The 12,724-nt window shown below is 71.1% G+C and carries 7 protein-coding genes; 3 read left to right on the top strand and 4 right to left on the bottom strand.

The annotated features are described in order from the left end of the window. Window positions 1–168 precede the first annotated feature (168 nt). Complete coding sequence (locus H343_RS30270) at window positions 169–564, top strand: ATP-binding protein (RefSeq protein ID WP_037903569.1); 396 nt, start codon at window positions 169–171, stop codon at window positions 562–564. 232 nt (window positions 565–796) lie between these two features. Here the strand turns inward: H343_RS30270 and H343_RS0112165 are convergent, their stop codons facing one another. Next, the gene (locus tag H343_RS0112165; protein WP_028431371.1) at window positions 797–1,453 is read right to left on the bottom strand and encodes an MBL fold metallo-hydrolase; all 657 of its coding nucleotides are present in this window, start codon (window positions 1,451–1,453) and stop codon (window positions 797–799) included. 96 nt (window positions 1,454–1,549) lie between these two features. Continuing rightward, entirely contained in the window at window positions 1,550–2,281 is a 732-nt protein-coding gene (locus H343_RS0112160; RefSeq protein WP_051265048.1) for a maleylpyruvate isomerase family mycothiol-dependent enzyme, read from the bottom strand. A gap of 199 nt (window positions 2,282–2,480) precedes the next feature. Here H343_RS0112160 and uvrA point away from each other — a divergent pair, with 199 nt between their 5' ends. Both uvrA and H343_RS0112150 read left to right on the top strand, forming a co-directional pair. Next, window positions 2,481–5,453, top strand: a complete 2,973-nt coding sequence (gene uvrA / locus H343_RS0112155; RefSeq protein ID WP_037903469.1) for an excinuclease ABC subunit UvrA — start codon at window positions 2,481–2,483, stop codon at window positions 5,451–5,453. A 511-nt stretch (window positions 5,454–5,964) separates the two neighbouring features. Then, entirely contained in the window at window positions 5,965–9,267 is a 3,303-nt protein-coding gene (locus H343_RS0112150) for a phosphodiester glycosidase family protein (RefSeq protein ID WP_051265046.1), read from the top strand. A gap of 79 nt (window positions 9,268–9,346) precedes the next feature. On the opposite strand, the gene H343_RS30265 is transcribed toward H343_RS0112150, so the two are convergent. Next, window positions 9,347–10,357, bottom strand: a complete 1,011-nt coding sequence (locus H343_RS30265) for a TerC family protein (RefSeq protein ID WP_051265044.1) — start codon at window positions 10,355–10,357, stop codon at window positions 9,347–9,349. Between the two features lie 231 nt (window positions 10,358–10,588). Beyond that, entirely contained in the window at window positions 10,589–12,667 is a 2,079-nt protein-coding gene (locus tag H343_RS0112140; protein ID WP_028431367.1) for a TerD family protein, read from the bottom strand. Between the last annotated feature and the right edge of the window lie 57 nt (window positions 12,668–12,724).

Genomic DNA, 12,724 nt, shown 5'->3' with positions numbered 1-12,724 from the left:
ATCCTTGAGCACGGAAAGTAGCGATCCGCGCACATGGCGGCATCGCGTACGTGACGATGCAACCGGACGGAAGACACCGTGCTCCAGGCCACCCCACTGCCCGAAGACGGCCCCGGCGAGTCGGCGGACACTGCCGCTCACCCGGGCTCAGAACCGCACTCGTTCACCATGCGGTTCACGTCCTCACCGCGGGGCGCTCAGCTCGCGCGGCGCCTCGCGGTGAACCGGCTGGAGCAGTGGGGGCAGCCGCCGGGGTCGGACACCTCGTGCACGGTTGCGCTCCTCGTCGGCGAACTGGCTGCCAACGCGGTGTGTCATGGGCGCGTCCCGGGACGGGAGTTCACGCTCGCCCTCTCCTACGACCTCCCTGCGGGACTGCTCCGCATCGAGGTGGCCGACGCCAGCCCGGTCCGACCACCCGCCCATCCGGCACTGGTGGACCTCGAAGCGGAGTCCGGCCGGGGGCTGTTCCTGGTCGACCTCCTCGCCGAGCGATGGGGCTCCGAACCCCGGAGCCCCATCGGCAAGACGGTCTGGGCGGAGCTGACGGCGGTTTCTCGCTGAGTCATGCCTTCGGCACGAGGCGTGGTCGGAGCGTGCGGCAGCACAGCTCGACGCTCTGCGGACGGGGCCAGGGCCGCGCAGAACGCGCGACCGGTCAGACGTCCGCGGCCGACGCAGCGACTGAGCCACCGAACCCGGAGGGCGGTCCGGCCGCCGCACCGGACGCGCTCCGAACACGGTGCGTCATGAGCGGCGACCGGCCAGGTCCCTCACAGCACGAAGGAGTCCGTCCTCACCAGCCGCGCTCGCGCCACTCCGCCAGGTTCGGGCGCTCGGCGCCCAGCGTCGTGTCCCCTCCGTGGCCGGGGTAGACCCAGGTCTCGTCGGGCAGTTGGGCGAAGAGCTTGACCTCCACGTCGTGGATCAGACTCGCGAACTTCTCCGGATCGTCATGGGTGTTGCCGACGCCGCCGGGGAAGAGGCAGTCACCCGTGAAGAGATGCGGGTGTCCGTGCGGGTCGTCGTAGACGAGGGCGATCGAGCCGGGTGTGTGGCCGACGAGGTGGCGGGCGGTCAGTTCGCTCTCGCCGACGCGGATGGTGTCGCCGTCCTCCACCTTCACGTCCGTGCCGACGGGAATGCCCTCGGCGTCGAAGCGGCCCGCGTACGTGCGTGCACGGGTCGCCTCCACGACGGGGGCCAGTGCCTGCCAGTGGTCACCGTGCTGGTGCGTGGTGACGACGGAGGTGATCCCGTCGGCGCCGATCAGCTCCAGCAGCGTCTCCGGCTCGTTGGCGGCGTCGATCAGCAGCTGCTCTCCCGTTCTGCGGCAGCGCAGCAGGTAGGCGTTGTTGTTCATGGGGCCGACAGCGACCTTGGAGATCATCAGGTCGGTCAGTTCGTGTACGTCCGCAGGTCCCCCGACCTGCACCTCTCCGGTGTAAGCCATGGCGCCACCCTAGGCCCTGCCCGGCGGTCGAGGGCCAGACCGTACGTGTGGCATCGCTGCGGGCTCGCGGTGATGCCACACGGCACACGGCACACGCTACAGCGAGGGCAGGACGGGCAGCGGGTCCTTGGAGGACAGGCCGCTGCCGGAGCTGCGGCCGGTGAGCCAGCCGACCAGGGCGGTGGGGCTCCCGGCGACGACGAAAGTGCCGGTGGCGGTGTTCCCGGGGGCGCCCGTGTGCCAGCTGACGCCGTCCTCCGTGCGCAGTTCGACGGAGGCGGGGACGCCGGGGTGGCCGGAGAAGCGCTCGGCCATGTTGGCCAGCTCGCGCTCGACGAAGGCGCCGGGCAGGTCGTCCATTCCGTAGCCGACGCCGAGGTCGACGTGGTGCAGCTCCACCTCGATCCAGCGCCGGAAGGGCAGGGAATACGCCCGGTCGGTCACGCCGTTACGCAGCTCCACGGTGCGCTCCCAGTCACCCGCGGACCGGGAGGCGAAGGCACCGTCGAGGCGTGCCGCGCTCTCGCGGACGTCGTCGAGGTGTGCGGACGCGCTGCGGTGGGCGTCCCGCTCGATGTCGGCGTCCCGTGCCTCGGCGCTGGCGTACATGGGGCGTGCGGCGAGGACGTCGATGAGGGCGTCGGCGTTGCGCGCGAGGTGGGCGAGGACGTGCCCGCGCGTCCAGCCCGGCAGCAGGGAGGGCTTGGCGGCGGTGGCGTCGTCGAGCTGGGCGACGGCGGCCAGGAGGCGGCCGGTGGCCTCTCTCACGGCGTCGGCGTCGGCGACCGGGTCGGGGGCGGATTCGGCGGGGTTCGCGGACTGCGTCATGATCCCCAAGCTAGTCCGCCACTCCTTCGGGTGGAAGAGCGCACCGCGGGGCCATAATCGAATGCACGTGCTATAGGGTCGGGGAGCGGCACCGGTCCGTTCCGGGACACACTCGGACGGCGCCGCCTCTACTCTTGGTGCGGGGGGCTCCGGCGCAAAACGGGCCACCCCGCTTCTCACACGAAAGGTGCCAACCGGCGTGGCCTCTGACCGTCTTCTCGTCCGTGGCGCTCGCGAGCACAATCTCCGGAATGTCTCGGTCGATCTTCCGCGCGACTCGCTCATCGTCTTCACCGGCCTCTCGGGGTCGGGAAAGTCGTCGCTCGCCTTCGACACCATCTTCGCGGAGGGTCAGCGCCGCTACGTGGAGTCGCTCTCCGCCTACGCCCGGCAGTTCCTCGGTCAGATGGACAAGCCCGACGTCGACTTCATCGAGGGACTGTCCCCCGCGGTCTCCATCGACCAGAAGTCGACCTCGCGCAACCCCCGTTCGACCGTCGGCACCATCACCGAGGTCTACGACTACCTGCGGCTGCTGTTCGCCCGTATCGGCAAGCCTCACTGCCCCGAGTGCGGGCGCCCCATCGCCCGCCAGTCGCCGCAGGCCATCGTGGACCGGGTGCTCGGCCTGGAGCCCGGCAGCCGCTTCCAGGTGCTCTCACCACTGGCGCGCGAGCGCAAGGGCGAGTTCGTCGACCTCTTCCACGAGCTCCAGACCAAGGGCTACAGCCGGGCACGCGTGGACGGGCAGACCATCCAGCTCTCCGAGCCGCCGAAGCTGAAGAAGCAGGAGAAGCACACGATCGAGGTCGTCGTCGACCGCCTCACCGTCAAGGACAGCGCGAAGCGGCGGCTGACGGACTCCGTGGAGACCGCCCTCGGGCTCTCCGGCGGCATGGTCATCCTGGACTTCGTCGACCTGGACGAGGACGACCCGCAGCGCGAGCGGATGTTCTCCGAACACCTCTACTGCCCCTACGACGACCTCTCCTTCGAGGAGCTGGAGCCGCGTACCTTCTCCTTCAACTCCCCCTTCGGCGCCTGCCCGGACTGCACCGGCATCGGCACCCGCATGGAGGTCGACCCCGAGCTGATCGTCCCCGACGAGGACAAGTCGCTGGACGAGGGCGCGCTGCACCCCTGGTCGCACGGCCACACGCGCGACTACTTCGGCCGCCTGACCGGCGCGCTGGCGGACGCCCTCGGATTCCGTACGGACATCCCCTGGGCCGGACTGCCGCAGCGCGCCAGGAAGGCGCTGCTGTACGGGCACAGGACGCAGATCGAGGTGCGCTACCGCAACCGGTACGGGCGGGAGCGCGCCTACACCACCGCCTTCGAGGGCGTCGTCCCCTTCGTCAAGCGCAGGCATCAGGAGGCGGAGACCGACAGCAGCCGGGAGCGCTTCGAGGGCTACATGCGCGAGGTGCCCTGCCCCACCTGTGAGGGCACACGGCTGAAGCCGATCGTGCTCGCCGTGACGATGCATGGGAAGTCCATCGCGGAGATCTCCGCGATGTCGATCAGCGAATGCGCGGACTTCCTGCGGGAGCTGACGCTGAGCGACCGGGACAGGACGATCGCCGAGCGGGTGCTCAAGGAAGTCAACGAACGGCTGCGCTTCCTCGTCGACGTCGGCCTGGACTACCTCTCGCTCAACCGCGCCGCCGGCACCCTCTCGGGCGGTGAGGCACAGCGCATCCGGCTGGCCACGCAGATCGGCTCGGGCCTGGTGGGTGTGCTCTACGTGCTGGACGAGCCCTCCATCGGACTGCATCAGCGCGACAACCACCGCCTGATCGAGACCCTCGTACGCCTGCGCGACCTGGGCAACACGCTGATCGTCGTCGAGCACGACGAGGACACGATCAAGGCGTCCGACTGGGTCGTGGACATCGGCCCGGGGGCGGGCGAGCACGGCGGCAAGGTCGTGCACAGCGGTCCGATGAAGGAGCTGCTGGAGAACGCCGCTTCGGTCACCGGGGACTATCTGGCGGGCAGGAAGAACATCCCGCTCCCCGGGCAGCGCAGGCCGGCCGACCCCGCGCGGCAGCTGACGGTGCGCGGGGCGCGTGAGAACAACCTCCAGGACATCGACGTCTCCTTCCCGCTGGGCGTGCTCACGGCGGTGACGGGCGTGTCCGGTTCGGGCAAGTCGACCCTCGTCAACGACATCCTCTACACCCATCTCGCGCGTGAGCTGAACGGCGCGAAGTCGGTGCCGGGACGGCACACCCGGGTGGACGGCGACGACCTGGTGGACAAGGTCGTGCACGTGGACCAGTCGCCGATCGGCCGTACGCCGCGCTCCAACCCGGCGACGTACACCGGGGTCTTCGACCATGTGCGCAGGCTCTTCGCCGAGACGACGGAAGCGAAGGTGCGGGGGTACCAGCCCGGGCGCTTCTCCTTCAACGTCAAGGGCGGCCGGTGCGAGAACTGCTCGGGCGACGGCACCATCAAGATCGAGATGAACTTCCTGCCGGACGTGTTCGTACCGTGCGAGGTCTGTCACGGCGCGCGCTACAACCGGGAGACGCTGGAGGTCCACTACAAGGGCAAGAGCATCTCCGAGGTGCTCGACATGCCGATCGAGCAGGCGCTGGACTTCTTCGAGGCCGTCCCCGGCATCGCCCGGCACCTGCGGACGCTGAACGACGTGGGGCTGGGCTACGTACGGCTCGGGCAGCCCGCCCCGACGCTCTCGGGCGGCGAGGCGCAGCGGGTGAAGCTGGCCAGCGAACTGCAGAAGCGCTCGACGGGCCGCACGGTCTACGTGCTGGACGAGCCCACGACCGGGCTGCACTTCGAGGACATCCGCAAGCTGATCGGGGTGCTGGACGGTCTGGTCGACAAGGGCAACACCGTCATCGTCATCGAGCACAACCTCGATGTCATCAAGACCGCGGACTGGGTGGTGGACATGGGGCCCGAGGGCGGTTACGGCGGTGGTCTGGTCGTGGCCGAGGGATCGCCGGAGCAGGTCGCGGCCGTCCCGGCCAGCCACACGGGCAAGTTCCTGCGGGACGTCCTGGGTGACCGGGTGAGCGACGCCTCACCGGTGCGCAGGCCGGCAGGGAAGGCCGCGTCGGGGCCGGCAGCCGCAAAGCGCACGCCTGGGCAGGCGCCCAAGGCGAAGCCGAGGGCGAAGGCGAAGCGCGCGGGGAAGTAGCCGAGCAGGCTGCACGAGGGCAGGAAGGGCGCCGCACCGACGTGCGGCGCCCTTCCCGTGCGTGCCCCGCGCCCGCCCCGGTCCGGGCCTCCGGCTCCGGCTCGGGCTCGGGCTCGGGCTCGGGCTCCGGCACACGGCTCCCCCGCGGGCGCTTCCGCATCTTCAACTGAACTGTGCGACACGGGAGTTGACGGACATTGTTCTTCGTCGACTTTCCCCGGGACATCTGGTGCAGACCGGTCCCCGCTGGGACGCTTCGCCACGGTGTGCGCAGATAGCGCATGAAACTCCCGTGTTTGTAGGGGATGTTGTGATACGAGTTCATGTACGCCGAAGAGTCCTGGCCAGGTCACTGCTCCCAGCGGTGGCCTTCTTCTCTGTCCTGACGGTCTGTCAGGCACCGGCACCCGCTGCCGCCGCGCCCACGAAACCCGGCCCTCTCCCCGCAGCTGTCCATGACGCACGGCAAGCTCCCCCCGCCGCCCCCTACGGGGTCGCGGACGGCGACGGCATGGAGCTCTCGCGCACCAGCCGCCCGGTCGCGCCCGGCGCCCGGCTCACCTCCTTCCAGCGGCTGGAGTCCGACAAGTGGCTGCGGGCCGACGCCCTCAGCGTCGAACTCGGCGGCGGCGGGAACGGCACCCGCGCCGAGTACCTCTCCTCCGGCGGAGTCTCCACGCGCGGGACGGTGACCGAGCACGTCGAGAAGCACGACCCGGGCAAGGGGCGGCGTACCGTCGCCGCGCTCAACGCCGACTTCTTCGACATCGACGAGACCGGCGCGCCCCTCGGCCCCGGAATACGCAACGGCCGCGTCACCCACTCCCCCGCCCCCGGCAACAGCGAGGCGCTCGGCATCGGGCCCGGAGCGGCCGGCCGCATACTCGACCTCTACTTCGAGGGCAGCCTCACCCTCCCCGGCGGGAAGGAGCCGCTGGCCGCGTACAACGCCGCCGACGTCCCCGAGGGAGGCATCGGCGCCTACAACTCCCGGTGGGGCGAGGCCGACCGTGCCCTGACCACGGACCACGACCCCGACTCGGCCGAGGTGCGAGTGCGGAACGGGCGTGTCTCTGCCGAGGCCGGCGAGCCCGGTACGGGCCCGATAGCGAAGGGCACCACCGTCCTCGTCGGCCGGGACGCCGGGGCGAAGGCTCTTGAGGAGCTGGAGCGGGGCGAGCCCGTCTCGCTGCGGTACGACCTCCGTACTGACGACGGCAGTCCGCTGCCCCGTACGGCGGTGGGGGGCCGTGGGGTTCTGGTCGCCGACGGCAGGCCCCAGGACTGGGAGGGCAGGCCGAACAACGCGGCGGCACCCCGCACGGCGGTCGGCTTCTCCAAGGACGGCTCACGTATGCACGTACTGACGGTGGACGGCCGGCAGGCTGCCTCCGGAGGCGTCACCCTCACCGAACTCGCTCTGATGATGGAGGACTTGGGGGCGCACAACGCCCTGAACCTGGACGGCGGCGGCTCCTCCACACTGCTCGCACGCGAACCGGGCGCCCGTGAACCGCAGTTGGAGAACGCGCCCTCCGACGGCGAAGAGCGTGACGTGCCCAACGGGCTCGCCCTGACCGCGCCGGAGGGCAGCGGAGAGCTGCGCGGCTTCTGGGTCGAGACGGCCGCCGACCCCGGCTCCGCCCCCACCGCCGACACCATGCCCGTGGGTCACCCGGAACGGGTCTTCCCCGGCCTGACACGGAAGTTGACGGCCGCCGGGTACGACGAGACCTACGGACCGGCCGCAGGCAGTCCGCACTGGTCCGCCGCACGGCCCGACCACGGCAGGGTCGACAGCGCCGGTGTCTTCCACGCCCGCGCCGCCGGAACGACGAAGGTCACCGCCCGTCAGGGGCACGCCCGCGGCTCGGCCGAACTCACGGTCATCGGCGGACTGGACCGCATCCGGCCCACGGCCGAGCGTGTCGGACTTGCCGACGGCGACGCCGAGGGCTCGTTCGGCGTCATCGGGTTCGACGCGCAGGGCACCAGCGCGCCGGTGGACCCGGCCGACGCCCGCCTGGACTACGACCGTTCACTCTTCACCGTCTCACCCGACGCGAAGCGCGGCGGCTTCACCGTCAGGGCACGCGAGGGGCAGGAATCGGCCTCGGGCGTCGTCACCGTCACGGTCCAGGGCCGCACCGCCCGGCTCGCCGTCACTGTGGGTCTGCACGACCAGAACGTCGCCGATTTCGAGGACGCCGCGGACTGGCAGTTCAGCGCCGCACGCGCCGAGGGCTCACTGGCGGCGGAACCGGAGGGCCGGGACGGTACGGGCCTGAGGATGACCTACGACTTCAGCCGCTCGGCCGCCACCCGCGCCGCCTATGCGGCCCCTCCCCGGGAGGTGCCGGTCCCGGGTCAGCCGCAGAGCTTCACCATGTGGATCAGAAGCGACGGCAACGGCGCGTGGCCCTCGCTGCAGCTGAAGGACACCGCCGGCACCGACCACGTGCTGCGCGGTGAACACCTGACCGGGGAGGGCTGGCAGCAGCTCACCTTCGACGTCCCGGAAAGCGCCGCCTATCCGCTGCGGCTGCACCGCTTCTATCTCGCCGAGACCCGCCCGTCCGAGCAGTACACGGGCGAAGTGGTGATGGACGAACTGGTGGCCCGTACGCCTCCCGACGTGGACCTGCCCTCCACAGCCCGTCACCCGGACCCGCTGATCACGACCGCCGCGGACGTCGCAGGCCGCGACTGGCGCTTCGCCGTGATCTCGGACGCGCAGTTCGTGGCACGGTCCCCCGACAGCGAGGTCGTACGGCAGGCACGCCGGACCCTGCGCGAAATCCGGGCCGCCGAACCCGACTTCGTCATCGTGGGCGGCGACCTGGTCGACGAGGGGACGAAGGAGGACCTGGCCTTCGCCCGCCGTGTGCTGGAGGAGGAGCTGGGTGACGCCGTCGACTGGTACTACGTGCCCGGCAACCACGAGGTGATGGGAGGCAGCATCGAGGAGTTCACCGGTGAATTCGGCCCGGCGCAGCGTACGTTCGACCACAAAGGCACCCGGTTCATCACCCTGGACACCTCGTCCCTGACGATCCGCGGCGGCGGCTGGGCACAACTGCGGGAGCTGCGGCAGCAGTTGGACGCGGCGGCGAAGGACGCGGCGGTGACCTCGGTGGCCGTCGTGCAGCACGTACCGCCCCGCGACCCGACCGGACAGCAGGCGAGCAGGCTGACGGACCGGATGGAGGCCGACCTGCTGGAGAAGTGGCTCAGCGGATTCCGCGCCCGTACGGGCAAGGGAGCGGCCTTCGTCGGGGCTCACGCGGGGGTCTTCGACGCCTCCCGTGTCGACGGCGTGCCGTACCTCGTCAACGGCAACTCCGGCAAGTCACCCGCCGCGCCGCCCGGCCGGGGCGGCTTCACCGGGTGGTCGCTGCTCGGTGTCGACCAGGACGCCCCGCGGCGCCAGGCGCACGGCAACACAGGCAGGGAGTGGATCGCCGTCCAGACCAGGCCACATGTCGACGCCCTCACGCTGGAGGCTCCGGGCGGGATGCGGGTGGGCACCTCTGCCCGGGCGTCGGCCACGGTCACGCAGGGAGAAGGGGAAGCGGCGCGGAAGGTGCCGGTCGCCTGGCCGGTCAGCGCCGACTGGTCCGGCAGCGGGGGCCTGTGTGTCAAGGACAGCCGGGGGCCCGGCCACCGGGACGCCGCGGACCGGAAGGGGAAGCCTTGCGCCGCCACCTACGATCCGCGGACGCAGACTCTCACCGCACGGCGGCCGGGCACCGTCACCCTCGCGGTGGAGGTGAGCGGTGAGCGCGCCCTCACACGCGTGACGCTCACCCGGTGACGGCGGGGCGCCGGTGCGCAGGGCCTCGCGGGCCCGGCGCACCGGCGCCTCTCTCCTCCCCCGGGACATGGGGCACCGCTCAGACATCGGCATCCTGCTTGCCGCCGCCCGGGCCGTCCTTGCCACCAGGGCCCTGTCCGTCGCTCTCGGCCTTGCGGGAGGCGTAGAGGCTCGTGGCGGTGGTGACGAGGAGGACGGTGCCGATGACACCCAGCGAGACCGGAATGGTGATCTCCGGTACGTGTACGCCCTGCTCGTGCAGCGCGTGCAGCACCAGCTTGACGCCGATGAAACCGAGGATGACGGACAGGCCGTAGGAGAGATGCACCAGCTTCTTCAGCAGGCCGCCGATGAGGAAATACAGCTGCCGCAGGCCCATCAGCGCGAACGCGTTGGCGGTGAAGACGATGTACGGGTCCTGGGTCAGACCGAAGATGGCGGGGATGGAGTCGAGAGCGAAGAGGACGTCCGTCGAGCCGATGGCCAGCATCACGATCAGCATCGGCGTCATCAGCCGCTTGCCGTTCTCGACGATGAACAGCTTCGTGCCGTGGTACTGGTCGGTGGAGGGGACCTTGCGCTCGATCATCTTCAGGAAGCGGTTCTCCTCGTACGCCTCCTCCTCGTGCTCCTCACGCGCTTCCTTGATCAGCTTCCAGGCAGTCCAGATGAGGAACGCGCCGAAGATGAAGAAGACCCAGGAGAAGGTCGAGATGATCGCCGCACCCGCGGCGATGAAGACCGCCCGGAGCACCAGCGCGATCAGGACGCCCACCATCAGCACCCGCTGCTGGTAGATCGTCGGCACGGAGAACTTCGCCATGATCAGGACGAAGACGAAGAGGTTGTCGACGCTGAGGGACTTCTCCGTGACGAAGCCGGCGAAGAACTCCCCGGATGCCTGCGCGTTCCCGAAGAGCAGGAGCCCGACCCCGAAGAGCGCCGCGAGGACTATCCACACGGTGGTCCACGCCCCGGCCTCCTTGAGGGAGACCTCATGCGGCTTGCGGCCGCCGACGAAGAAATCGACGGCGATCAGGGCGCAAAGACCGACGATGGTCAGCGCCCAGACATTCAGAGATACATCCATGAACGCATCCTCCGGCTCGCGAGCTCGCTTCGGCCGGAGGTCTCTTCCACCCGGCGCGCTCAGCGCACTGCCGGGCCGACGCCCCGGGTCCGGTCACAGCCGGTCCGTACTGACGGGCACGCCGCAAGGTTCCGGGAATACTCCCCTCCGCACAAAGGACAGTAAAGCAACACCAAGGAAACGCAAAGAGAGCCTGGTCAGCGGCCCCGCCGCGAGGCGGCCGCGTCCGGCTCAGGCGCCGGTGCCATGACTGCGCCGAGCCAGCGCGACCTGCCGCAGCACCTGTGTGAGCACGCGGCTTCCGGCGGGCACCGACAGAGGTTCGTACGTCCAGTGATGGCCGACCCAGGGGTCGGCCAGATGGTCGTCCGGCACCGGCGTGATGCGCAGCAGGGCACGCCACAGCGGGCTGAGCACCGGCCCGTAGGCGCTGGCGTCCTCGCGGTCCGCCACCATCAGCAGGCTGACGCCGACCGAAGGGCCCTCGTCGGCGAGATAGCGCAACTGCGTGACGGCACGGTCGTCGAAGCCGTGCGGGAAGTCGTGGACGACCAGCAGCTGTCCGGCCGTGTCGAGACCGGGAGGCAGCGCGTCCGCGGCACCGCTGCGTACGGCCATCTGCACCAGGTCGACGCGCTGGGTGAGCTTCTCCAGCAGCCTGCTCACGCCCGCGGCACCGGCGGCGGGAGGCTCCGTCAGCACGCCGGTCTCCGTCAGCGGCGCGAGGGCGGCGGTCGCGGAACCGGCCGGATCGATGACGTTGAGCGTGAAGTCCCCCACGGGGTGGACCGCCGCCAGCCGGGCGGCGACCGCTGTCGCCGCCTCGGCGGCGAGACGGCGCATCTCCTCGGAGCTCACGGCGGCCGAACCGGCCGAACCGCCGCGGCCGCTGTCGATCCACAGGCCGCGCTCCAGCGGCAGCCGAACCAGCATCGGAATCCGCAGGCCGATGCTCTCGGGCAGGCTCAGATCACCCAGACGCATCGCCATGGGCGTCTCCATCGGCGCCGAGTAGGCGTGCCAGACGGGGTTGTCCCAGCGGGCGTAGGCAGGCGGCAGTGCCGGCTCGACGACCTCGGCCTCCGCCTTGAGCTGTCCCAGGTCGCGGTCGAGCACGGCACGGGCCTGACCGACGAGTTCGGCGTGTCTGGAGCGTGCCTCGCCGCGGGCCGCCTCGGCGGCGGTGCCCAGGCGGGTGCGCGGATCGGAGAGGACCTCCTCCAGCTCCCGTTCCATGCGCGATTCGGCGAAGTCGACGGCGGAGCGGTAGGCCGCGACCGTACGGGCCAGGTCCTCGAACATGTCCCAGGTCTGGTTGTAGAGCCGCTCGTCCATGCTCCAGCCGTTGGCGTCGCCGGCGACCGGGGCGTACGCGCCCTCGTCCGCGGACGCGCCGGAGCCAGAGCCGGAGCCGGAGGAGGAGCCGGAGGAGGACGCTGCCGCCACGGCCGGGGTCGGCTCGGCCGCCGGGCCTGCAGTGCGGGACGTGGCAGGGCGGCCGGGGTGCCGGTAGCTGATGCGGCTGGCGCCGGAGGCCGCGGAGCCGGTCGGCGACGGCTGCGGCCCGGCGGCCGGTGCGGCGCGGGAGGAGTCCGCCGAGCCGGGGCCCGTGCCGGGTGAGCCGCGTTCGGCGGTGCCCGCACCCGCCGTCGGAACTCCGCCCGAAGCGCCCGCGACGCCCTGCGCGCCGCCGACCGTGGCGCCCCGGCGCGCCCGGTCCTCGTCCGTCCGGGGCGGCGGCGCCGCCACCGAACGGGCCATGCCCGCAGCGACAGCCTCGTTGATCCGCGCCGCCGACTCCCGGGCGCGGGGCAGCCCCTGGTCGGCGAGCATCGCCGCGAGCCCTCCCGCGTACCCCTGTCCGACCGCACGGACCTTCCAGACGCCGCCTCTGCGGTACAGCTCCACGGCGACGACGGCCGACTCCGCGTCGAGTCCGCTCGCGCGGTAACTGGCGATTGCCTCACCGCCGAGCCGCGTGACGGCGACGGAGGGGGCCTCCAGCGCACCGAAGTCCGCCGGCCCGCCGACCCCCGTGGGCAGCGCGAGAAGTACATTGACCCGGTGCACGTCCACGGGCAGGGCGTCGAGATCGACCGCGAGCCGGTGCTCGGCCGCCGCCTGCCGGGAGACCTCGACCCCGGGCAGATGCGGCTCGGCGGGATGGGCCATCCACCCTGCCTCGCGCATACGGCCGTGCTCGTCGTTGAGAGTCACCCCGGCGATGACAGGCTTCGCCGCCGACACCCGGATCTCCAGTCGGGCTCCGGGCAACGGGTGGTTCTGCCCCCGTACCAGCTCGGCCGTCATCCTCGCGCCCCCCTTGTCGCGCTGTGCTTCCCCCGCGTGCGCCGTCCTGCCCCCGCG

Source organism: Streptomyces sp. TAA204, assembly GCF_000424965.1.
The sequence above is the reverse complement of the archived record's forward strand: the minus strand, read 5'-3'. Positions and strand labels throughout refer to the sequence as shown.

What these genes read in the sequence shown, in the direction of transcription:
- H343_RS30265 (WP_051265044.1), bottom strand. Translation starts at nt 10,357, where the DNA reads ATGGATGTATCTCTGAATGTCTGGGCGCTGACCATCGTCGGTCTTTGC.
- H343_RS0112165 (WP_028431371.1), bottom strand. Translation starts at nt 1,453, where the DNA reads ATGGCTTACACCGGAGAGGTGCAGGTCGGGGGACCTGCGGACGTACAC.
- H343_RS0112150 (WP_051265046.1), top strand. Translation starts at nt 5,965, where the DNA reads ATGGAGCTCTCGCGCACCAGCCGCCCGGTCGCGCCCGGCGCCCGGCTC.
- H343_RS30270 (WP_037903569.1), top strand. Translation starts at nt 169, where the DNA reads ATGCGGTTCACGTCCTCACCGCGGGGCGCTCAGCTCGCGCGGCGCCTC.
- H343_RS0112140 (WP_028431367.1), bottom strand. Translation starts at nt 12,667, where the DNA reads ATGACGGCCGAGCTGGTACGGGGGCAGAACCACCCGTTGCCCGGAGCC.
- H343_RS0112160 (WP_051265048.1), bottom strand. Translation starts at nt 2,281, where the DNA reads ATGACGCAGTCCGCGAACCCCGCCGAATCCGCCCCCGACCCGGTCGCC.